Origin of the sequence: Rhodanobacter sp. B04 (genome assembly GCF_002001125.1) — a bacterium.
Classification (GTDB): Bacteria; Pseudomonadota; Gammaproteobacteria; order Xanthomonadales; family Rhodanobacteraceae; genus Rhodanobacter.
Genome location: NZ_MUNV01000006.1, coordinates 340,972 through 362,832 on the forward strand (window position 1 = coordinate 340,972; position 21,861 = coordinate 362,832).

17 protein-coding genes are annotated in these 21,861 nt (G+C 64.5%); 10 read left to right on the plus strand and 7 right to left on the minus strand.

Features of this window, described 5'->3' with window-relative positions:
• Positions 1–51: 51 nt before the first annotated feature.
• Positions 52–897 (minus strand): alpha/beta fold hydrolase, encoded by an 846-nt coding sequence (locus B0E46_RS04210; RefSeq protein WP_077554447.1) that lies wholly within the window; start codon positions 895–897, stop codon positions 52–54.
• On the minus strand, positions 894–1,949 hold the full coding sequence (gene hemH / locus B0E46_RS04215) for a ferrochelatase (RefSeq protein ID WP_077554601.1): 1,056 nt from the start codon (positions 1,947–1,949) through the stop codon (positions 894–896). The genes B0E46_RS04210 and hemH overlap by 4 nt, the downstream gene beginning before the upstream one ends.
• A gap of 95 nt (positions 1,950–2,044) precedes the next feature.
• On the opposite strand from hemH, the gene B0E46_RS04220 reads away from it, so the two are divergent.
• The 4 genes from B0E46_RS04220 to tatC all read left to right on the plus strand — a co-directional run bounded on the left by B0E46_RS04220 (position 2,045) and on the right by tatC (position 4,278).
• Positions 2,045–2,734, plus strand: coding sequence for a lipid-binding SYLF domain-containing protein (locus B0E46_RS04220; protein ID WP_077554448.1), 690 nt, complete (start codon positions 2,045–2,047; stop codon positions 2,732–2,734).
• A 67-nt stretch (positions 2,735–2,801) separates the two neighbouring features.
• A complete protein-coding gene (tatA, locus tag B0E46_RS04225; protein ID WP_077554449.1) occupies positions 2,802–3,062 on the plus strand; it encodes a Sec-independent protein translocase subunit TatA in 261 nt (86 codons plus the stop codon).
• A gap of 24 nt (positions 3,063–3,086) precedes the next feature.
• Positions 3,087–3,521, plus strand: coding sequence for a Sec-independent protein translocase protein TatB (tatB, locus tag B0E46_RS04230; RefSeq protein ID WP_077554450.1), 435 nt, complete (start codon positions 3,087–3,089; stop codon positions 3,519–3,521).
• Complete coding sequence (tatC, locus tag B0E46_RS04235) at positions 3,508–4,278, plus strand: twin-arginine translocase subunit TatC (protein WP_077554451.1); 771 nt, start codon at positions 3,508–3,510, stop codon at positions 4,276–4,278. Before tatB ends, tatC begins: the two co-directional genes overlap by 14 nt.
• Before the next feature lie 33 nt (positions 4,279–4,311).
• Here the strand turns inward: tatC and B0E46_RS04240 are convergent, their stop codons facing one another.
• Complete coding sequence (locus B0E46_RS04240) at positions 4,312–6,486, minus strand: primosomal protein N' (protein ID WP_077554452.1); 2,175 nt, start codon at positions 6,484–6,486, stop codon at positions 4,312–4,314.
• A gap of 400 nt (positions 6,487–6,886) precedes the next feature.
• Positions 6,887–8,104, minus strand: a complete 1,218-nt coding sequence (locus B0E46_RS04245) for a DUF3667 domain-containing protein (RefSeq protein WP_077554453.1) — start codon at positions 8,102–8,104, stop codon at positions 6,887–6,889.
• Positions 8,105–8,210: 106 nt separating this feature from the next.
• Here B0E46_RS04245 and B0E46_RS04250 point away from each other — a divergent pair, with 106 nt between their 5' ends.
• Positions 8,211–9,599: an MATE family efflux transporter gene (locus B0E46_RS04250; protein WP_077554454.1), complete on the plus strand. Its 1,389-nt coding sequence runs from the start codon at positions 8,211–8,213 to the stop codon at positions 9,597–9,599.
• Between the two features lie 38 nt (positions 9,600–9,637).
• A complete protein-coding gene (gene sppA / locus B0E46_RS04255) occupies positions 9,638–11,515 on the plus strand; it encodes a signal peptide peptidase SppA (RefSeq protein ID WP_077554455.1) in 1,878 nt (625 codons plus the stop codon).
• 51 nt (positions 11,516–11,566) lie between these two features.
• Here the strand turns inward: sppA and B0E46_RS04260 are convergent, their stop codons facing one another.
• The gene (locus B0E46_RS04260; protein ID WP_077554456.1) at positions 11,567–11,770 is read right to left on the minus strand and encodes a hypothetical protein; all 204 of its coding nucleotides are present in this window, start codon (positions 11,768–11,770) and stop codon (positions 11,567–11,569) included.
• Between the two features lie 111 nt (positions 11,771–11,881).
• Between B0E46_RS04260 and B0E46_RS04265 the strand changes: the two genes are divergently transcribed.
• Positions 11,882–12,664 carry an SDR family oxidoreductase gene (locus B0E46_RS04265; protein WP_077554457.1) on the plus strand — a complete coding sequence of 261 codons (783 nt, stop codon included), beginning with the start codon at positions 11,882–11,884 and terminating at the stop codon, positions 12,662–12,664.
• Positions 12,665–12,773: 109 nt separating this feature from the next.
• Here the strand turns inward: B0E46_RS04265 and B0E46_RS04270 are convergent, their stop codons facing one another.
• Positions 12,774–13,712 carry a DegV family protein gene (locus B0E46_RS04270; RefSeq protein ID WP_077554458.1) on the minus strand — a complete coding sequence of 313 codons (939 nt, stop codon included), beginning with the start codon at positions 13,710–13,712 and terminating at the stop codon, positions 12,774–12,776.
• A 211-nt stretch (positions 13,713–13,923) separates the two neighbouring features.
• Between B0E46_RS04270 and B0E46_RS04275 the strand changes: the two genes are divergently transcribed.
• The 3 genes from B0E46_RS04275 (at position 13,924) to B0E46_RS04285 (ending at position 20,211) form a co-directional block, all read left to right on the plus strand.
• Positions 13,924–14,715 (plus strand): AMP nucleosidase, encoded by a 792-nt coding sequence (locus B0E46_RS04275; RefSeq protein WP_077554459.1) that lies wholly within the window; start codon positions 13,924–13,926, stop codon positions 14,713–14,715.
• 630 nt (positions 14,716–15,345) lie between these two features.
• Positions 15,346–18,309 (plus strand): TonB-dependent receptor plug domain-containing protein, encoded by a 2,964-nt coding sequence (locus tag B0E46_RS04280; RefSeq protein ID WP_077554460.1) that lies wholly within the window; start codon positions 15,346–15,348, stop codon positions 18,307–18,309.
• A gap of 69 nt (positions 18,310–18,378) precedes the next feature.
• Positions 18,379–20,211 (plus strand): tetratricopeptide repeat-containing sulfotransferase family protein, encoded by a 1,833-nt coding sequence (locus tag B0E46_RS04285; RefSeq protein WP_077554461.1) that lies wholly within the window; start codon positions 18,379–18,381, stop codon positions 20,209–20,211.
• A 12-nt stretch (positions 20,212–20,223) separates the two neighbouring features.
• On the opposite strand, the gene B0E46_RS04290 is transcribed toward B0E46_RS04285, so the two are convergent.
• On the minus strand, positions 20,224–21,858 hold the full coding sequence (locus B0E46_RS04290; RefSeq protein WP_077554462.1) for a sulfotransferase family protein: 1,635 nt from the start codon (positions 21,856–21,858) through the stop codon (positions 20,224–20,226).
• Positions 21,859–21,861 lie beyond the last annotated feature (3 nt).

Sequence of the window (21,861 nt, forward strand, 5' to 3'; positions counted from 1 at the left end):
GGAGATGCACGATAGCCGAACGGCGCTGCCGCTACATGTGCGAAGGCTGCGTTAGGTTGCCGCGTCGATCCAAGCCGCCACGGCGGCGGGGTGTTCAAGGTGCAGGTGATGACCGCCATCCATGTGGCTGACGGTGATGTTCGGCACGCAATCGGCCCGTGCCTGCATCGGCGCACTCGGCAGGTAGGAGGTGGCCGGCTGTGCCAGCAATAGTGCGGCAGGGGCTTCGATGCCGCGCAGCAGGGCATGGATCTGCGACTCGGCCAGCCGTACGGGACTTGGCCGGGTCAGCCGGGGATCGCTGCGCCAGCGCCAGCCGCCGTCGACTTCGATCAGCCCGCGTTCGACGATCGGCTGTGCCAGCTCGGGTGGTAGCCCGCTGACCACGTTGCGCGCGCTGGCCGCCTGCGCGATGCTGCGGAAGATGCGCAACGGCTTGGCGTTGTCACCCCGCGGTGCGTACGCGTCACGGAAACGCTGCAACGTGTGCGAGCCGTCATCGCCGAGCGGGCCGAGGCCTTCGATCAGCCACAGGCGCGCGATTCGCTGCGGCGAGGCGGCCGCCACCAGTGCGGCAATCCCAGCACCCAGCGAGTGACCGAGCAGGCTGTAGCGATCCAGCCCCAAGGCATCGGCGGCGGCGAGCACCGCCTGCACGTAGTCGAGATAGCGATAGCTGGCGCCGGCAGCCAAGTGATCGGAATGGCCGTGGCCGGGCAGCTCCAGCGCGATCACCCGAAAGCGTGTCGCCAGCAACGGTGCCAGCAGCGAAAAGCTGCCGGCATTGTCCAGCCAGCCGTGCAAGGCCAGCAGCGGCGGCAGCGCATCATCGCCCCACACCTGCGCGCTCAGTTCCAGGTGCGGCAGTGCGATGCGGCACTCGCTAGGTGCCCTCACGCGATGGATTCCGGCCAGCCACGAACATGTCGTCGTACCAGCGCGGCCAGACTGCGCACCTGTTCGGCACTGTCGTTGAGCGCGGGGATATAGCGCAGCGTTTCGCCGCCGGCGGCGAGGAAGAAATCGCGGTTCTGCATCGCGATCTCCTCCAGCGTCTCCAGGCAATCCACCGCGAAACCGGGGCAGGCCACATCGAGTTTCTTCACGCCATCGGCAGCGAGCTGGCGCACGGTGGCGTCGGTATAGGGTTGCAGCCATGGCTCGCGACCGACACGCGACTGAAAGCTGACGATCAGCTGATCGGCGCCCAGCCCAAGCCGTTCGCGCAGCAGGCTCGCCGTGGTTTGGCACTGGTCGAAATACGGATCGCCCAGCCGCACATAACGCTCGGGAATGCCATGGAACGACAGCAGCAGTTTGTCGCCGCGGCCATGCCTCGCCCACCAGTGTTCGATGTGGGTCGCCAGCGCGTCGATATGCCTGGGATCGTCGTGGTAATCGTTGACCTGGCGCAGCTCCGGCGGCCAGCGCAACGTCTTGAGCGTGTCGGCGACGGCATCGATCACCGAGCCGGTGGAAGTGGCCGAATACTGCGGATACAGCGGCAGCACCAGCAATCGGCGCACGCCTTCACGCTGCAACTGTTCGATCGTATGCGCCACCGATGGTTCGCCGTAACGCATCGCCAGCGCCACGCGCAGCGTGCCCGGTTGCTGTCGATCCAGCTCGGCCTGCAGGCCGGCGGCGAGTGCCTCGCTGCCGAAACGCAGCGGCGAACCCTGCTCGGTCCAGATCTTGGCGTAGGCATGTGCCGAACGTGCCGGCCGTACGCGCAGGATCACGCCATGCAGGATCAGCCACCACAGCCAGCGCGGGTAGTCGATCACGCGCACATCGCCGAGGAATTCGGCCAGGTAAGGGCGCACTGCTTTCGCGGTGGGTGCAGTCGGCGTGCCCAGATTGACCAGCAGCACGCCAGCCTGAACGGACGGAACGCCCGATGCGTGGGAATGGCTGGCAACGCCGGTATAGTGATTGTTGCGTGGCATCGTGGCGGTCATGGCTGGATCAGTCGTGGAGTCTGCCACAAGCCCTGGCGCGCTGCGGCGCGCTGTCCCCATTCCCGACCCAAGTGGAGCCGCCCATGTTCAAGACACCACTGCATCGCCTGTTGCTGATTGGCTTCGCCCTGTTGCTGCCGGCGATGGCCGCGCATGCCGAAGATCCGCCGCTGGTGCGTGCGAAGAATGCGGTGCGCGTGCTCAACGACATCATGCAGGCGCCGGACAAGGCCATTCCGCAAGATCTTCTTCGCGACGCAAGGGCGATCGCGGTGATTCCCGACATGCTCAAGGTCGGCTTCGTGTTCGGCGGTCGTCGCGGCGAAGGCCTGATCTCGGTCAAGAGCCCGGATGGCACCTGGTCCAACCCCAGCTTCATCAGCATGACCGGCGGCAGCGTGGGCTTCCAGGCCGGCGTGTCGTCGACCGACGTGATCCTGGTGTTCCGCACCCAGCGCGGCGTGGATTCGATCGTGCGCGGCAAGTTCACGCTCGGCGCCGATGCTTCGGCGGCGGCAGGCCCGGTCGGGCGCACCACCAGCGCCTCCACCGACGAACAGATGAAGGCCGAGATCTATTCCTATTCGCGTGCGCGCGGCCTGTTCGCCGGCGTGGCGATCGATGGCGCCGCGCTGCGCATCGATTACGACGCGAACGAAGCCGTGTACGGCGCCGGCATCACGCCGCGACGCATCTTCGAAGGCGGCGTCAGCAACGTGCCTGGGCCGGTGGTCGATTTCCGCGACCGGCTTGAGGAGTACACTTCGCGATAACTAATGGCGAAGTGTCGGCGCGATTTGCGCGAGGACGACTTGGCTGGAATCCGCCTCGAGGTTGATCATGGGTTTTGACAGTATTTGGCATTGGCTAATCCTCCTGATAGTCGTATTGCTGATTTTCGGCACCAAGAAGATCCGCAACCTCGGGCCGGATCTCGGCGCGGCGATCCGTGACTTCAAGAAAGGCCTCAGCGGTGACGACGAGGCGAAGCAGAAGGAAGAGGAAGCCGCGCGCAAGTCCGCCGAACAGCTGCGCGCCGACCCGCCGCCGGCCGCCGGCAGCACCACGCAGAGTCAGCGCGACTCCAGCGAAACCAAGTAAGCGCGCGGTAGGCGGAGCGCGGCAATGATCGAGATCAGTCTCGGCAAAATGGTGCTGCTCGCCCTGATCGCGCTGATCGTGCTCGGTCCCGAGAAGCTGCCCGGCGCCGCGCGTACTGCCGGTGCGCTGCTGCGACGTGTGCGCAGCGGCTGGGACAACGTGCGTGCCGAGGTCGAGCGCGAACTGGAGATCGAGGAGATCCGGCGCGCCGCACGCGAGGCGGCGGCCCAGGCGGAGACCGCGCAGACCGCGATGAAGGACACGCTGCAGCAGGTGCATCAGCCGCTGGCCGAGGCTGCGGCGATGATCAAGGACGCGCCGCCCGGGGTGGCATCGACCGATATCGCACACGACATCACCCTCGACGAACCGGCCAGCCAGATGCAGGCGGAACTGCCGCTGGGCGTGCCCCCGGCTGCGCCGTCCACCACCCGGGAAGCCTCGCATGGCGGCGCCTGAATCCGACCCGTCGATCGCCGAGGACCTGCAGCAGGGGCTGTTCTCGCACCTGCTGGAACTGCGCACGCGTCTGCTCAAGTCGGTCGCTGCCGTGGTGTTGGTGCTGCTGGCGCTGGTGCCATTAGCCAATCGCCTGTACAGCGAACTGGCCGCGCCGCTGGTGGCACGTCTGCCGCAGGGCGCTCACCTGATCGCCACGGGAGTGACCAGCCCGTTCATCACGCCGCTGAAGCTGGCCTTCTATGCCTCGCTGTTCATCAGCATGCCGGTGATCCTGTACCAGCTGTGGGCGTTCGTCAGCCCGGGCCTGTACAAGCATGAAAAGCGCCTGGCGCGGCCGCTGCTGGTGGCGGCGCTCGCGCTGTTCTATATCGGCGCGGCGTTTGCGTATTTCCTGGTGCTGCCGGCCGCGTTCCGCTTCCTCGTCGCGGTGACGCCGCAGGGCGTGGAGATGATGACCGACATCACCCAGTACCTCGACTTCGTGATGTTGATGTTCTTCGCGTTCGGACTGTGTTTCGAGGTGCCGGTGGCGGTGGTGATCCTCGCCGCGATCGGTGTGGTCGATCTGGAAAAGCTGCGCAGCGGCCGGCGCTACGCGATCGTCGGCGCGTTCGCGATTGCCGCGCTGATCACGCCGCCGGACATCACCTCGATGATGATGTTGGGCATTCCGATGTGCCTGCTCTACGAGCTGGGCGTGCTGGCGGTGCGCTGGCTGGTGAAACCGGGTTCGCTGAAGCCAGACGCGAGCTGATACGCCAGCGTCCGGCCGTGCGGCGGCCGGCGATCAGTACAGATCGATCGGATCGACGTCCAGCGACCAGCGCACCCGGCGCGCCGACGACAGCGCGGCCAGCGCCAACTGCCATGTACGCAGCATCCCATGCAGCGTGCTGCGGCTGCTGGCTTCGAGCAGCAACTGACCGCGATGACGGCCAGCGCGCAGCGGCATCGGTGCCGGCATCGGGCCGGCGATCTGCAACTGGCCATGGATGGGTAAGGCGGCGTTTGCGTCGGCGAGAAAAGCGTCGACATGCTCGCGCAGCGGTGCCTCGGCGCGCAGCAATACCTGATGGCTGTAAGGCGGCAGCTGGATCTGCCGGCGTTCCGCCAGCAGCTCGCGGGCGGCAGCGGCGTAACCCTGCGCCAGCAGACTGCGCAGCAACGGGTGTTCCGGCTGGTGCGTCTGCAGCAGCACGCGTCCCGGCTTGCGCGCGCGGCCGGCGCGGCCGGCCACTTGCACCACCAGTTGCGCCAGCCGTTCGCCGGCGCGGTAATCCACGCTGTGCAGGCCCTCGTCCACGCCCACGATCGCGACCAGGGTGAGGTTGGGCAGGTCGTGGCCCTTGGCCAGCATCTGGGTGCCGACCAGGATCGCCGGCTGGTCGTCCTTGAGCGTGGCCAGCAACTGCTCGAACGCATCGCGGCGGCGGGTGGTCTCGCGATCGACGCGCAGCACCGGCACCTGCGGGAACTGTGCGATCAGTGCCTCTTCCAGTCGCTCGGTACCCTGGCCCTGCGGTTTCAGCTCGCCGGCACCGCAGGTCGGGCAGGCGGCGGGCATGCGTGTCCGGTAATCGCAGTGATGGCAGATCAGTTGGCGACGTCCGGCATGCAGGGTCAATGGACGGTCGCAGCGTGGGCATTCGGCATGCCAGCCGCAGCTGTGGCATAGCAGCACCGGTGCGTAGCCGCGGCGATTGCGGAATACCAGCGCCTGCTCACCCCGCGCGACGGTGTCGGCAATCGCCGTCAGCAACGCCGGCGACATGCCGTGCTCCAGCCGCTGCGCGCGCATGTCGATGATCTGCACCTGCGGCGGCCGGATCGCGCCGGGACGGGCGCGCAGATGCAGGGTGCGGTAACGGCCCGCGGCGGCATTCGCCAGCGATTCCAGCGACGGCGTGCCCGAACCCAGCAGCACTGGCACACCCAGCGCGCGTGCGCGCACCAAGGCCAGGTCGCGGGCGTGATAACGGAAGCCTTCCTGCTGCTTGTAGGCGCTGTCGTGTTCCTCGTCGACGATGATCAGCCCACCCTGCGGCAGCGGGGTGAACACCGCCGAGCGGGTGCCCAGGATCACCCGCGCGCTGCCGTTGCGCGCACGCAGCCAGGCGCGCGCGCGATCGCCTTCGGACAGATTGGAGTGCAGCACCTCGACGATCACCCCGAGCCGTTCGCGCAGACGACGCACGGTCTGCGGCGCCAGGCCGATTTCCGGTACCAGCAGCAAGGCCTGCTTGCCCTGCGCCAGCACCTGCTCGATCAGCGCCAGATACACCTCGGTCTTGCCGCTGCCGGTGACGCCATCGAGCAGGAATGGCTGGTACTGGCCGAGGCTCGTGCTGACCGTGGCGACGGCCAATTGCTGCTCGTCGTTCAGTTGCGGTGCGAGCGACGCGGGCACCGGCCGGTCCAGCGGCGGCTGTTCGCTGCGTTCGAGCAACCCCGCGCCGGCCAGCCGACGGGCCGCCTCGCGCCAGCCGGGCAGGCGCTCGCTCAGCTCCTGCGCGCTCAGCGAGCCGGCGGCCAGCAAGGCCAGCAGCGCCTTGCTGCCGCCGCGACGGCTGCCGGCGTCGTGGGCGCTGCGACCGGCGCTGCTCAGCGACCAGTACTCATCGCCCAGTGCCGGCAGCGGCTTCGTTTCGCGCAGTGCCAACGGCAGCGCATTCGCATAGGCCTCGCCCGGCGCGCCGAGCCAGTAGTCGGCGGCCCAGGCCAGCGTCTGCATCAGTTCGCCGTCGAGCAGCGGCGCTTCGTCGAGCAGCCGGATCACCTGTTTCAGTCGATGGCCGCCGAGCGCGGTTTCGACCTCGACCGCTACCACCACGCCGACCTGCTTGCCACGGCCGAACGGCACCAGCACCCGGCAACCCACGCGCGCCGCCCCAGCCGTGGGCGGCAGGTAGTCGAACAGGGTCGGCAGGGGAACGGGCAGGGCAACGCGAAGGACGGCGGGCATGGCTACCTCATGACGGATCAGTGTACCTGCGCTAGCCGCGCTCCCTGGCATGCGCAGGCGAAAAGGTCGTCGCGGACCTGTCGTGGGGGGTTTGCGCGCACTTTCTGCTCGATGGTCGAGAAATCGAAGGTAAGTAGCTCACCGGAGAAGGTTTTAGTGCTTATCCACAAGTGCTGTGGATAAGTCTGTGGATGCAGCGGGGAGTGGGTGCCTCAAAGCGCGTCGCAGCGCCTTTTCCGACACGCTGGCCAAAATTTCGACATGCAAAAATGCACTTTGTTTTCAATGGCTTGAAAATATACGTCAGCGAATGTTCATACAACTGACAAATGTCGTCAGCTTGCCTTGACAGGTTGATGACGCTGTGCAAAACCCGCTGTGCGGCTTGCCGGAACGGGACTCAATGAGCCATGCCTAATGCTGCCGCGACGAACAGTGCGATCGCCAACAGCCACAGATAGCCCCAGCCGATGCACCAGAATTTCAGCACCGTCATCGTCCAGCCTTGCCGATAGATGCGTTTCTGCATGACCAGCAGGTAGGTGGGGATCCACAGGATCAGCGCAGTCTGCAACAGGCCCAGCGCATAGCCGGTCCAGGCGGCATGGGGGCGCAACCAGGTCGACAGCATGCCGGTCACGGTGATCAGCAGCAGGCCGAGGAACAGGAAGGCATGGCTGTGCAGGGCGACGATCAGGTGCTCCATGTACAGCCGCCGGCGGAAGACGTAGAACAGCTTGAGCAGGGTCGCGAACACCGGAATCAGCACGAACATGGTCGGCGGCAGTACGCCGAAGATGCCGTTGATCATCCGTTGCTTCGCTTCAGCGCTGGCCACGGGATCGCCATGCATGAAGGTTTGCCAGTTTCTGTGGATCTGCTGGCCAATCTCGGTCAGACGGGCATTGGCCACGTCCGGCAACCATGTGATCTGGACGGGGCGCGGTGCTTGTTCGGCGACCGGGGGGCGTAGCCTGCCCGGCGCGGCGTCGCTGGTTTTCGCCGGGCCGTGATACTGCACTGGCATGGCAGAAAGCGGCGCGGCGATGGAGGCAGCCGACATCGGGGCTGCACCGAGTTCGACTAGGCGCCGACTGGCTTTTCGGCGCAGCTGCAGCGTGTCGGCATGGATCTGGTCCACTATGTTCTGCGGCAGCACACCCGCGGCGCTGGTTCGAGGCAGGCCATCCAGTTCGTCCTGCAGCGCCTCGCGCACTTCGGCCGGGGTGGTGGCGTCCTCGATCGATCCGGTGTTCACCGTTATCAATGGATGGCCATTCGCGGGAATCTTGTCGGCGATCTGGTCGATCGCCAGATGGAACACGAAGAACGACAGCAGACACAGCACGAACATCAGCCGGAACGGTGCGATGTAGCGCACGCGCCGGCCACTGAAGTACTCCAGCGTGAGGAAACCGGGCTTCAGCAGTAGCGGTGGCAACGTATGCACAATGCGGCCATCGATGTGCAGTACGGTCTCCAGCGTCTCCTCGGCCATTGCGTGCACCGGCTTGAGCACGCTGTGAATCGACTGGCCACACGCGTGACAGAACTCGCCCTGCACGGCTGTGCCGCAGTTGGCGCAGTGCAACCCTTCGTAAGTGGTCAGCTGCTTCATCGTGGTCCCCGTCCGGTGCAGCGGGCGATCTTCGCACACCGACGTGCCGGTGCGGTCGTGACCGATGGCTCAGGTAGAATGCCCGGCCCTGGAGTCTGCTGTGTCGATGAAACCTTTCCGCCCCGAGCGCACCCGCCTGTTGCATGAGGCACGCGCGACCGTGCGCCTGGCGTTGCCCCTGATCTGCGCCCAGCTGGCGGCGATCGGCAGCAACGTGATCGATACGGTGCTGGCCGGACATGTCAGCGCACATGTGCTGGGTGCGGTGGCGGTGGGCGCGAACATCTGGTCGCTGGCAATCGTCAGCGGCATCGGCATGATGATGGCGTTGCCGCCATCGGTGGCGCAGCTGGACGGTGCCGGCCGCCGGCACGAGGTCGGCACGGTGTTCCACCAGGCGCTGTGGCTGGCGCTGGGGATGGGCGTGCTGTTGTGGTTTGCCGTGCGCCATGCGGCCCCGCTGATCGAGCTTATCGGGGTGGCGCCGGGCCTGCGCGATGGCGTGCAGAGCTTCCTGCTGGCGATCAGCTGGGGCGCGCCGGCGCTGACCTGCTATTTCGCGCTGCGTGGGCTGTCCGAGGGACTGTCGCTGACCCGGCCTTCGATGTACTTCAGCCTCGGTGGGCTGGTGCTGCTGGTGCCGCTCGGTTACGTGCTGATGTTCGGCAAGCTGGGCATCCGGCCGCAGGGTGCGCATGGCTGCGGCATCGCCACCGCCACGGTGCTGTGGCTGGAACTGCTGGCGTTCGGCACCTATGTGATGTGTCGTAGCAACTATCGCGGATTGGGCTTGTTTGATCGCTTCGAGTGGCCGGATCTGCGCCGGATCGGCGAGCTGGTGCATATCGGCCTGCCGATGGCGGTGACCTTGCTGGCCGAGGCGGGTCTGTTCGTGGCCACCGCGCTGATCATCGCCACCTTGGGCGAGGATGTGATCGCCAGCCACCAGGTGGCGATCAACATCGCCTCGCTGTTCTTCATGATCCCGCTGGGGCTGGCGATGGCGATCACGGTGCGGGTCGGCAACGCAGTGGGCCGCGGCGACGAGCGTGGCGTGCGCTACGCCGGCTTCTGCGGCATCGGCCTGACCCTGGTTACCCAGTTGTTCTCGGCCGGCTTCATGCTGGGCCTGCCGCATTTCATCGCCACGCTGTACACGCAGGACCCGAAGGTGATCGCGCTGGCCGCGCGGCTGATCATGCTGGCCGGACTGTTCCAGTTCTCCGACGGCATCCAGGTGGCCGCCAACGGCGCCCTGCGCGGTCTCAAGGATACCCGCGTGCCGATGGCGATCACCCTGTTCGCGTACTGGGTCATCGGCATGCCGGTGGGCTGGTGGCTGGCGTTTCATCACGGCATGGGCGCCCGCGGCATGTGGATGGGCCTGATCGCCGGCCTCACCGTGGCGGCCGCGCTGTTGTTCACCCGCTTCTGGCGCAGTGCATGGAGGCAGCGCTGGCGCCGTGCCGCCAACGCTATGTCGGCAACCACCTGAGCGGCTACGCTAGCCGCTGTTCCTTTGGAAGATCACGCATGACCCCACCGCTCCCGCCGCCCCGCCGCCACGGTTTCTGGGCTTTCCTGTGCACGCTTGGGCGCGGCATCAACGTGGTCAGGCTGCTGATCATCAACGTGGTGTTTTTCAGCCTGCTGGGCGTGTTGCTGCTGTTGCTGACCGCCGGCGTGGCCGGCAGCCGGATGGAGCGCACGCTGCAGGACGACAGCGTGCTGGTGATCAGGCCGCAAGGCCAACTGGTCGAGCAGTACAGCATCGATCCGCTGCAGCGTGCGTTGAGCGGCCTGTCGGGCGACGCGCCGAAACAGGTGCAGTTGCGCGATCTGGTCGGCGCAATCGACGCGGCGGCGAAGGACAAGCGCATCAGCCGCATCTTGCTGCTGCCGGATGAGCTGCAGGGTGGCGGTTTTGCCGCCTTGCACGAGGTCGGCGCGGCGCTCGATCGCTTCCGTGCCGCGGGCAAGCCGGTGATTGCATGGGCGGCCAACCTGGATCAGGGGCAGTATTACCTGGCGGCGCATGCCGACCGGCTGCTGGTCGATCCGCAGGGCGGCGTGATGATCACCGGGCTGGCGAACTACCGCCTGTTCTACAAGGATCTGCTCGACAAGCTGGGTGTCGATGTGCACCTGTTCCGTGTCGGCGAGTTCAAGAGCGCGGCCGAGCCGTACATTCTCGAGCACGCCTCGCCGGCGGCCAAACAGGCCGACAGCTACTGGATGGGCGGCCTGTGGGACAGCTATATCGGCGAGGTGGCCACGCTGCGGAAACTCGATCCGGCGGCATTGCGCGCCGACATCGACAACCTGCCGCAGACCATCGCCAGTACCCAGGGCGACCTGGCCCAGCTGGCCTTGAACGAACATCTGGTCGATGGCCTGGCCACCCGCGCCGATCTCATCGCGATGCTGCGCAAGCAGGGTGTGCCTGCCGACGACAAAGGCCACAGTTTCCGCCAGGTGGATCTGGCCCGTTATGCCGCAGGTATCCCCAATGACGGCAAATTGTTCGCGCCGGGCGTTGCGATCGTGGTGGCCGAAGGCGAGATCGCCGGCGGCAAACAGTCGCCCGGCTCGATCGGTGGTGAATCCACCGCGGCGCTGATCCGCGCCGCGCGCGAGGACCGCAAGACCAAGGCGTTGGTGTTGCGGGTCAACTCCCCCGGTGGCGAAGTGTATGCGGCCGAGCAGATCCGTCGCGAGGTGGCGCTGACCCGCGAGGCCGGTATTCCGGTGGTGGTATCGATGGGCGACGTGGCGGCCAGCGGCGGCTACTGGATCTCGATGAACGCCGACCGCATTTTTGCCGAACCGAACACCATCACCGGCTCGATCGGCATCTTCGGCATGTACTACTCGGTGCCGACCACGCTGGCCAAGCTCGGCATCCAGAGCGACGGCGTGGCTACCGGGCCGATGGCGGGCGCGTTCGATATCAGTCGCCCGCTGGATCCGAAGGTGGGTGCGGTGATCCAGGCGATCATCAACAAGGGCTATCACGACTTCGTCGGCAACGTGGCCAAGGCGCGTGGCAAGAGCTACGAGGCGATCGACGCGATCGCGCAGGGCCGGGTGTGGACCGGGCAGCAGGCACTCGATCGCGGTCTGGTCGACCAGCTTGGTGGCTTGCGCGACGCGGTCGCCGATGCGGCTGGCCTGGCCAAGCTGGGCAAGGACTATCCGGTGCGTTACCAGGAGGCTCCGTTGGGTGGCTTCGAGCGCTTCCTGATCGGCCTCAACCAGAGTGCCAGCGTGCGCGTGATGCAGTCCTGGGGCATCCGCATGCCGAACTGGGTCGCCCAGTTGCCCGCGCTGGCGCCGGAACTGCAGCTGCTGCGCAACGCGAAGGCCGGCACGCCCAACATTTATGCGGATTGCCTGTGCCGTCCGCGTTGAGCGGCTGACTTTTCCTTCCGGGCTGCGTTCGGGCGATGCGGCCTGGGTGGGTCAGTGGTCCTGGGCGTCGATCTGCTTGCGCTGCTCCTCGGCCTGCTTGTCGACGACTTTCTGCACGTCCTTGGCGCGCTGCTCGTCCGCCTTCATGGCGTCCCATGGAGTGGCGACCTGGGCTGGTTTGGCCTGGGGTTCCGGTGGCTTGCTGGAGCAGGCGCCGAGAGCCAGTGCGCAGAACAGGAGCGGCAGCGTTTTCATGAGTGTTCCTGTGCGTGGCTGAGGTGCCCAGTGTCACGCCGGACGCAGGTACAGGCAAGGATCGCCCGGACCTCCCTAGGCGCGCCGGAACCGACGTTTTAAGCTGCACGGATGAATAGCCGCATCGATGCCTGGCAACTGCAAGGCCATACCGCCCTGATCACCGGCGCCAGCAAGGGCATCGGTTACGCCACTGCACGCGAACTGGCCGGTCTGGGCGCCGACCTGCTGCTGGTGGCGCGCGACGAGGATTATCTCGAACAAGTGCGCGTCGATCTGGCGGACGAGTTTTCCGGGGTCGAGGTATTGGCTTTCGGCGCAGACCTGACCGAGGCGGAGGAACGCCTGGCGGTGTTCGACTGGATCGCCGATCTGGGCGCGCCGCTGTCGCTGCTGGTCAACAATGCCGGCGGCAACCTGCCGAAGGCCACGCTGGACTATCGCGACGACGAATACCGCAAGGTGTTCGAGCAGAACCTGTTCTCGGCGTTCGAGATGTGCCGGCTGGCGCATCCGCAGCTGGTGCAGCATGCCAATGCCGCGATCGTGAACGTGGGCTCCGTCTCCGGCATCACCCACGTGCGCACCGGTTCGCCGTACGGCATGAGCAAGGCGGCCTTGCACCAGCTCACCCGGAACCTGGCGACGGAATGGGCGGTGGACGGCATCCGCGTCAATGCGGTGGCGCCGTGGTACATCCGCACCCAGCGTTCGGAACCGGCGCTGGCCGATGCCGACTACCTGGACGAGGTGCTCGATCACACGCCGCTGCGGCGGATCGGCGAACCCGAGGAAGTGGCGGCCGCGATAGCCTTCTTGTGCCTGCCGGCCGCCAGCTACATCACCGGCCAGGTGCTGGCGGTGGATGGCGGGTTCCTTCAATACGGGTTCTGACGGGGCGCAGCTCCTGAAAGGTTCGCGGCCAGCCGCGATGCCACCCTGGCAAGCCTGCCACCAGCCGTTGCTGGCGATGGCAGGCAACAACAGTGACCACCGGAACCCATCAGAATTCGGCGACGTGTTCCTCGGCGGCAAAGCCCAGCGTCACCGCGCCTTCGCCCACATTGACCATGCCGGTGATGCTCATCGGCGCCTCCATCAACTCGACGCCGGCTTCCGCACAGGCCGCGCGCAGTTCGGCATAGCCGGGCAGGTTCGAAAGCACCGCCAAGTCGCCGCCATAGCTGACGCATACCACCGGCACCAGCAGGCCGGCGCGTACCCGTTGCGTGGCGTAGCCGAACAGCACTTCGGCGCCATGGTCAAAACCGCGGACCTTGCCGACCGGGCCGGTTTCGCCGCGATAGCAGCGCAGCAGCGGCTTGATGTCCAGGGCGGTGCCTACCATCGCGCTGAACAGGCTGACGCTGCGATCGCCACGCTTCTTGATGCGGTTGCGCAGGTGGATCAGGTCGCGCGGCAGCATGTAGCCGTAACTGTTGTTGGCGATATGGGTGAGGCGCTCGCGGATCGTCGCTGGCGGCTCATCGGCGGCGATCAGGCGTGCCGCCTCGTAAATGGCCGGCACGGTCCCGGCAAAGACATTGCGGGTGTCGACGACACGCATCATGAACGGGCCCGGGATGCCGGCCTGTTCGCGCACCTGCCGATAGTTCTTCAGAATCGCGAAGCTGGCACGGTTCACATGCTCGTTGATCGGGCTGCGCGTGGCGGTGATGGTCAGGCAGAACACACAGTCCTGCTCCAGCACCAGCTTTTCGAGGAACATCTTCTGCACCTCTTCCACCGGGCACGGTTCGGTTTCCGCCGAATGGCTGCGGCTGCCGAGCCGGCGGTCGATGAAGCGCTGCAGCTCTTCCGGCCGGCGATCATCCATGAAGGTCTCGCGATCCACCTTCACGGTGATCGGCATGATCGCGACGTTGTATTTCTGCAGGAACGCCTGCGACAGGTCGCAGGAAGCATCAATGGCCAAGCCCATCCGCATCACGTGTCCCCCCGTCATGAATGGCAAACCGAACATAGCACGCAACATGGGACTGCGGCGTCAACCGAAAGTTGCCCGGAGCGGGCCGTTTTGCCGGTCAAGCGGCCACCCCGGAGCGCGCGAACAGCCTTTAAGATGGATCGACTGTCTCTGGCACCTTGCCGGCGTGGCGTCGCCGGTAACGCATCACGAGTACCACTCACATATGAAAAGCAAGCAGGAAATCGTCACCAACTGGCTGCCGCGTTACACCGGCACGGCACTGGAAAACTTCGGTGAGCACATCCTCCTGACCAATTTCGGTCACTACGTGGAGCTGTTCGCGCAATGGCACGGGGTCGAGGTGCGGGGGCGCGACCGGCCCATGCCGAACGCCACCGCCGACGGCATCACCCTGATCAACTTCGGCATGGGCAGCCCCAACGCGGCCACCGTGATGGATCTGCTCAGCGCGATCGGGCCCAGGGCCGCGCTATTCCTGGGCAAGTGTGGCGGCCTCAAGAAGAAGAACCGCCTCGGTGACCTGGTGCTGCCGATTGCCGCGATCCGCGGCGAGGGCACCAGCAACGACTACCTGCCGCCGGAAGTGCCGGCCCTTCCGGCGTTCCAGCTGCAGCGCGGCGTGTCCACCATGATCCGCGACCTCGGCCACGACTACTGGACGGGCACGGTCTACACCACCAACCGACGGGTGTGGGAGCACGACGATACCTTCAAGGACTACCTGCGGCGTACCCGCTGCATGGCGGTGGACATGGAAACCGCCACCATCTTTGCCGCCGGCTTCGCCAACAAGATCCCCTGCGGCGCGCTGCTGCTGGTCTCCGACCAGCCGATGATTCCGGAAGGAGTGAAGACCGAGGCCAGCGACCGCAGCGTCACCAGCCAGTACGTCGAGGCGCACATCAAGATCGGCATCGAGGCGCTGAAACTGGTACGCCGCAAGGGGCGCAGCGTGAAGCACCTGCGCTTCGAAGAGGATTCAGAGTCGGAGTGATCCGGTGCGGAGTTGCTGAAATGGGGGGCGGGTCACGGCATTCTTAGCTTTTGATGCTGAGTGCGTTGATCCACTCGGCATCATCATGGGCGGTACCAGTGACTCGCTCATTTGATGGAAATTGGCTGGAAAAACTGCTGAAGGCGGGTAATTTGGGTTTTGCACTACGTCATCGAATGTCGCAAGTTATTGCTTTGGCGGCAAAAATGTGGGCGAGTTCCATCCGAGCAATAACCATAAAGTATTGTTTTTGTTCGATTTAGATTCAACTAACATACTGCGGCAGGGGTTGGATGGATTGCTCCTGATCGTGCAAGTTATTGCGGGTACAAATTTTGTTGGCAAAACGTAAAGCAGACGTGATAAAAAGTCGTTCCATATGAACCTAGGTGCCCGCTTGGGCGGTTATTTGGAAAAGCTAGCGTCATGCTAAGGGCGTCTCAGGCACATGGTTGAGGCGCAATTTGCCTGTCGATGACGGTATGTGGCGTTCGTTATTTGCTCACTAGCTAGGCAAAACTGGGAGTTCGTGAGTCTGCAGTTCGTCGGCTTGGGAGATCTGGCCAGGTTGCAGTTTTTTGGGGCAGAGCGTGTCTGGCCCATGGTAATAATTAATCGGAGGGTGTCTTCATGAAACTTGGGGTCAAGAAACTTTCTTCGGCAGTCCGTCTGGCGCTTTCGCTGGGTGCTGTCATCGCGGTTGGCGCATCGGGCACGGTATTTGCCCAGGATACAAGCGGCCAGCAGTCCACGTCGGACCAGTCCACTCAGAACCAGCCGAGTCAGCAGAAGGCTTCCACGCTGCAGACCGTCGTAGTCACCGGCTCGAACATCCGTCGTGTCGACCTGGAAACCTCCAATCCGGTGGTTACCATCAACGCCGACCAAATCAAGGCGACCGGCAAGCTAACCCTTGGTGACATCGTGCAGGAACTGCCGGCAGTGACCGGTGGCAACGTCAACCCGCAGGTCAACAATGGCGGCGGCACCGGCGGCTCGTCGATCGGTCTGCGCGGCTTGGGTAGCCAGCGCACGTTGGTCCTGATCGATGGCAAGCGCATCATCAACGAGGATCCGAACTCGATCCCGGCCGACATGATCGAGCGCATCGAGGTGCTGACCGACGGCGCTTCCTCCGTGTACGGCTCCGACGCCGTCGCCGGCGTAGTCAACTTCATCATGAAGAAGGACTACCAGGGCGCGCAGATTTCGCTGAACTACGGCGAGTCTGACCATAATGATGGCGCCACCACCGGCTACAGCTTCGTGTTCGGTCAGACGACCGACAAGGGCAGCCTGATGGGCGGCGTCGACTACAACAAGACCGACGGCGTGGAAGCCGCGAACCGCAAGTTCTCCAGGAACTCGGTGTCGATCACCGGCAGCGCTGCGACGCCGCCGTACAGCTATGTCGGCGGCTCCAGCTTCCCGGCGCACGGCAACATCCAGCTGCCTCCCGGCCTGGCAGCCCAGTACGGTTGCTCGCGAGTGGCGGCCAATGCCGGTGCAAGCGGCCAGAACGTCAATACCGACTACCACTGCTTCACCAACAGCGACAAGTACAACTACGCGACCGTCAACCTGATCCAGACGCCGCAGGAGCGTACGAGCCTGTGGATCAAGGGCACCTACAACATCGGTGACCATGTCCAGGCCTACCTGGATGCGTACCATAACAAGACCAGTGCGAGCTTCCAGCTTGCGCCGGCGCTGCTGGGCACGCTCTATGGCGCAGTGATCTCGAAGGATTCTTACTACAACCCGTTCGGCGTTGACTTTGCTCCGGTGACTGCCGCTGACCCGACAGCGGAAGATTTCCGCGCGCGCCTGGTTTCGGCTGGCAATCGCAGTGCTGACTCCGCGATCACCAACGACCAGATCCAGACCGGTTTCAAGGGTGACTTCAACCTGTTCGACCAGAGCTGGAACTGGGATCTCGGTCTGGACTACGGTCACACCTCGCAGGTGCTGATCACCAAGGGTCTGCCGAACGTCAACACGATCAATGCAGATCTGGGCCCGTCCTTCCTCAACCCGACCACTGGCGTCGTGACCTGCGGCACCGCCGCGGCCCCGATCACCAGCGGTTGCACGCCGTTCAACCCGTTCAACCTGTTCGATCCGAACTCGGTGAAGGCCCTGCAGGCTGCTGCCGTGCCGGCGATCAGCTCGAACTTCGCGATCGAGAAGATCTACTCGTTGGACTTCAACGGCGGTCTGTTCGACCTGCCGGCAGGTACGGTCCAGTTGGCAGGCGGCGCTTCCTATCGCACCGAGTATGTCAACTCCCAGATCGATCCCTTGCTGACGATCGACCCGACCACCGGCAACTGCACACTGGGCAGCCAGTGCAGCTCGCCGCTGAGCGGTGGCTACAACGTGAAGGAAGGCTACGCGGAACTGTTCATCCCGATCCTGAAGGACATCCCGGGCATCGAGGCGCTGAATGCCACCGTCGGCAGCCGTTACTCCAAGTACAGCACCTTTGGCAGCACGAACAACTTCAAGTTCGCGCTGGAATACCGTCCGATTTCCGACCTGCTGCTGCGCGGTACCGTGTCGGACGTGTTCCGTGCACCGACCGTGAGCAACGTGTACGGTTCGCCGATCAGTGATGCACCGCGTCTCGGCAGCGATCCCTGCGATGGCATCACGGTGGCTAATCCGGCCTGCGTCAACGTGCCGCTCAATGGTACGTTCGTGAACACGGACGTGGCTCTGGGTCAGCAGATCAAGGCCGTGTCCTCGGGTTCGCAGTACGCTGGTTTCCCGCTTGGACCGGAGACGGGCAAGTCGTTCGACTTCGGTGCGGTTTACTCGCCGAGCTACGTGCCGGGCCTGTCGTTGAGCGTCGATGTGTGGCGCCTGTATCTGCTGAACACGATCAGCAATATCGGTGCGCAGACCGTTCTCAACCTTTGCTACAACGGTGTGTCGGCTTACTGCCCGCTGATTTCGCGTGATCCCACTGGCCAGATCATCCAGATCGTGGAACCGACCGGTAACCTGGGCCGTACCGATACCAGCGGTGTGGATTTCTCGGGACGCTACAAGCTGCCGCAGTTCTCGTTCGGCAACTTCACCCTGGGTGTGGACGCGACGTACCTGAAGCGTTATGACCAGGAAACGGCACCGGGCCAGCCGGGCAACGCGATCTATCACGATGCCGGTCATTTCGAGTACTACGGTTCGGCTGAGGCTGCGTCCTGCCCGAGCGGTGGCGGCGTCTGCCTGTTCCCGCGCTGGCGCGCACAGGGTTTCCTGAACTGGAACCTGGGTAACTGGGATGCTTCGTGGCGCATGCGCATGGTCGGTGGATTCTCCATGGGTACGGCGGCACCGGGCGAAACCACCAGCCCGATCCCGAGCCTTCCCGGCGCCGTGTTCAAGTATGGTGCGACGATCTACAACGACGTGTCGATCGGCTACAACATCGAGCCGTACAACACCCGCGTGGACTTCGGTGTGAACAACCTGGCCGACAAGCAGCCGCCGTTCCTGTATGCCAACAACACGCTCAATGCCAACACGGATCCGAGCGACTTCGACCTGCAGGGCCGCTACTTCTGGGCTCGCGTGACGGTGAAGTTCTGATCGTTCAAGCCAGTCTGACTGGTTAGTACGGATGAGCCGCGCGGGTTACCCCGCGCGGCTCTTTTTTTGATGACGACTACTTTGAATCACATTCCGAATATCCTTGCAGCGCTGCAGGCCGGCCGACTGGCCGACGCCGAGCAGCTTTGCCATATGGCGCTGCTGGAGTCGCCGCATGATGCTGATGTGCTGCTCCTGCTGGCGATTTCGCTGCATCACCAGCAGCGGCTGGATGAAGCGATCGCCATTCATTCCCGCTTGACCGGCCTGCTACCCGAGAGTGGCCTGCATTGGGGCAATTACGCGACGGCATTGCGCGAAGCGGCCCAGTTGGCTGAGGCAGAGCAGGCTTGTTCCATTGCACTGCGGCTGGCGCCGGACAATGCCGAGCAGTGGATCAACCGCGGGCTGCTGCAACTGCAGCAGCAGAACTACAGTACCGCGCGCGACAGCTTGCTGAGGGCCGTCCAGCTCGACCCGACGTCTCCCGCGGCATGCATCTATGCTGCGCGCGCCTGTACGATCTGCCGCGATTATCGTGCGGATGGGCTGATCCGGCCTTGGCGCACATGGTTGCCGCTGGACGATGCCCTGCAGCTTGAGCTGGCCGATCTGCACCTGGTGCTCGGCGAGGCCAATACCGCGCTGCTGTTGCTGGAGGATCTGCATGCCCGTACGCCTGCGCAGCTATCTGTAAGGCTCTTGCTCGCGGCGGTGTACGAACGGGTCAATCGCCTCGATGCGGCGCAGTTGCTGTTGGACGAGATGGCCCAGGATATCTCCGTGCTCACTGACGCGAATCGGCAGGAAATTTCGCACCAGTACAGCATGCTGGCCTTGCGCCGCGGCAAGCTTGAGCTTGCCCGCGAGATGCTGGAACAGGTGGGCCCACGCAACGACAAAGACTACGCGCATTACTTCACGCTGGCCGAGATATGCGACAAGCTTGGCGAGCATCCTGCAGCGTTGCAGGCGTTGGAGACGGCGCATGCGCGTCAGGTCGCCGAGCTGAAGATCGCCGTGCCATACCGGTTTGAACCGGGGGCGCCGATCTTGCCGGCTGCCGTGCAGCGGGTATCCAAGCAGGAATACCGCGACTGGCCTTTGCTACGAACCCCTGATGCGGCAAGCTCACCGATCTTCATCGTCGGCTTTCCGCGTTCAGGGACCACCTTGCTCGAGCAGATGCTGGATGCCCATCCGGCGTTGCAGTCGATGGACGAGCGGCCATTTTTCAATATCCTGGCCGACCAACTGGATGACTACGGACTATCGGTTCCGGCCGATCTGCACAAGCTCGACCAATATGCATGTGACGAACTGCGCAAGGGTTATCTGGATCTGGTTTGCTCGAAGATATCCCGCCGCTGGGATACGCAGTTGGTCGACAAGAACCCATTGAACATGCTGTGGCTGCCGATGATCCACCGGCTGTTTCCCGGGGCGAAGTTCATTCTTGCGTTGCGGCATCCCTGCGATGTGCTGGTCAGCAACTATATGCAGAACTTCCATGCCAGCGTGCTGGCATCGGCCTGTTCCTCGTTCGAGCGGTTGGCGACAGCCTACGTGACGGCGATGGAGAGCTGGCTGCATCACGTGCAGGTATTTCAGCCGAGCCTGCTGATCTCGCGTTATGAGGACCTGGTGGCCGACCCCGAGGCGCAGACCAGGCGGATCGCCGAATTCATCGGCGTGGCCGATGCGACGCCGATGCTGCATTTCGATCGGCATGCGCGCGACAAGGGTTTCATCGCCACACCCAGCTATACGCAGGTGATCCAGCCGGTCAACCGCAAGGGACTCAACCGCTGGTTGCGCTATCGCGATGCGCTGGCGCCGGCGTTGCCGATCTTGCAGCCGATGCTCGATCACTGGGGTTATTCCGTCGACTCGGATGGCTGAGCCGGCGGCAGGCTAGTCTTCCGGAAGCTGGAGCAGCTCGGGTACGTACGGTACGTAGTGCCGCCAGCGTTGTACCGAACGGGTGTGGACCGGCTGGCGTGCCTGCCACAGGCTGGCGGTGCTGATCGGGCGTTCACTCCCTTGGGTGCCGAACAAGCTGTGGGCGGGAAGTTGCAGCCACTCCGACAGGTTGGTCAGGCAGCCCTCGGGATCGCTGGCGAGCTGCTCGTAGCGCACGCTCAGGACGGATGCCGGGAAGCGCTCCGTCCAGTGCTTCATCAGCCGGCGCGAACCGCGGATGACCGTGCCGATATCCGTGAAGTCATAGGAGAAATCCTGCGTACCAGTCTGGAAGGATTTCATCCACAGTGACAGCGCATTGTCGCGCGCGTTGCGCTGGCAATGGATGATCCGCGCGTTTGGAAACATCGCGAGGATCAAGTCGACGTGCATGAAATTGTGCGGTTGCTTGTCGATGAACCAGCGCGCCGCGGAATCGTCCTGACGCACTTGCGCGGCATACGTCGACGCGGCCCGCTCGAGGCGTCCACGGTAGTCGCCGTGGGCATCGAGGACTTGTCCCGCCAGGGTGGGCAGCCACGCTACTTCACCTCGATGGCAGACCTGTGGATTACGGCCCAGCAGCTCGGCCAGCAGGGTGGTGCCGGAACGCGGAGCGCCGACGATGAAGATAGGGGTCCAGTCCGTCGGGGCGTCGAGCTGCCCGGGAGGCAATCGGCGACCGAGCCGTGCCTCGATGCTTCGCCTCCACAGCTTTCCCGACCAACTGATGTTCGCGTGCACAAGCGCATTGGCCTCGCGCAGATAACCGGATGCCTGTGCGAAGTCGCCGATGTCATCGTGAGCCTTGCCCAGGGCGAAAAGCAGCGAGGAACGTGCCTGCCAAGCCAGCGGTGCATGCTGCAGATAGTCGTGGAACCGTGCGAAATCCGGGTGGCTGATATCGTGGTAGCGCTGCAGGTCGGCAAGACCAAGCGGCATGTGCCAGTCGAGCGCTTGCGCGCTGCTGGCGAGCACGAACTCATGCCTGGTCCGGGCCAGTTCGAACTGACCGAGCTGGGCCAGCAGCATGCCGGCATAGGCATGCAGGCGCGGATCGGTACTGCCGGCAGCAATTTCGTGCTCGCAGAGCGCAGCGGCATCCTCCTTGCGCCCACAATCATCGAGCAGCTCGACTGCCCGTATCACCAGTTCGGGGTCATGCCGCGGGTGTCGGAACAGCGCGCGCACCACGGTTGCTGCGGCATGCATGCGCCCCTGTTCCTTGAGAATGCGTGCCAGCAGGAGAGTTGCGGCGGCGTGATCCGGAGCCATCGCAAGTACATCGCGCAGCAGTGACTCTGCTTGCACGGAATCGCCGTTCTGCAGCAGAGCGCCAGCCAACGCCAGCCGCAGTTCGGCAGATCCGGGGTGTTCGGCCAGAGCGCCGCCCAGCACGACAGCGCTTGCGGCCGGATCCTTGCGCAGCATCAGTGCCTGGGCACATTCCAGCCAGATCGGCTCGGCCTGCCCAGCCAGTCCGTCGAGCAGGCTGCGATGCGAGCGGTCACCGCGCAGTCGTTGTGCATCATGGGCGGCCAGCGCGCGGTCGCCCGGGAGCCGCTGGTCATCCGGCCGGTGTGTCATGAG

Coding starts and splice junctions, on each gene's coding strand:
- B0E46_RS04245 (WP_077554453.1), bottom strand. CDS start 8,104: ATGAAGCAGCTGACCACTTACGAAGGGTTGCACTGCGCCAACTGCGGC.
- B0E46_RS04240 (WP_077554452.1), bottom strand. CDS start 6,486: ATGCCCGCCGTCCTTCGCGTTGCCCTGCCCGTTCCCCTGCCGACCCTG.
- B0E46_RS04290 (WP_077554462.1), bottom strand. CDS start 21,858: ATGACACACCGGCCGGATGACCAGCGGCTCCCGGGCGACCGCGCGCTG.
- B0E46_RS04220 (WP_077554448.1), top strand. CDS start 2,045: ATGTTCAAGACACCACTGCATCGCCTGTTGCTGATTGGCTTCGCCCTG.
- B0E46_RS04260 (WP_077554456.1), bottom strand. CDS start 11,770: ATGAAAACGCTGCCGCTCCTGTTCTGCGCACTGGCTCTCGGCGCCTGC.
- B0E46_RS04250 (WP_077554454.1), top strand. CDS start 8,211: ATGAAACCTTTCCGCCCCGAGCGCACCCGCCTGTTGCATGAGGCACGC.
- hemH (WP_077554601.1), bottom strand. CDS start 1,949: ATGCCACGCAACAATCACTATACCGGCGTTGCCAGCCATTCCCACGCA.
- B0E46_RS04270 (WP_077554458.1), bottom strand. CDS start 13,712: ATGGGCTTGGCCATTGATGCTTCCTGCGACCTGTCGCAGGCGTTCCTG.
- B0E46_RS04280 (WP_077554460.1), top strand. CDS start 15,346: ATGAAACTTGGGGTCAAGAAACTTTCTTCGGCAGTCCGTCTGGCGCTT.
- B0E46_RS04285 (WP_077554461.1), top strand. CDS start 18,379: ATGACGACTACTTTGAATCACATTCCGAATATCCTTGCAGCGCTGCAG.
- tatC (WP_077554451.1), top strand. CDS start 3,508: ATGGCGGCGCCTGAATCCGACCCGTCGATCGCCGAGGACCTGCAGCAG.
- tatA (WP_077554449.1), top strand. CDS start 2,802: ATGGGTTTTGACAGTATTTGGCATTGGCTAATCCTCCTGATAGTCGTA.
- B0E46_RS04265 (WP_077554457.1), top strand. CDS start 11,882: ATGAATAGCCGCATCGATGCCTGGCAACTGCAAGGCCATACCGCCCTG.
- tatB (WP_077554450.1), top strand. CDS start 3,087: ATGATCGAGATCAGTCTCGGCAAAATGGTGCTGCTCGCCCTGATCGCG.
- B0E46_RS04275 (WP_077554459.1), top strand. CDS start 13,924: ATGAAAAGCAAGCAGGAAATCGTCACCAACTGGCTGCCGCGTTACACC.
- sppA (WP_077554455.1), top strand. CDS start 9,638: ATGACCCCACCGCTCCCGCCGCCCCGCCGCCACGGTTTCTGGGCTTTC.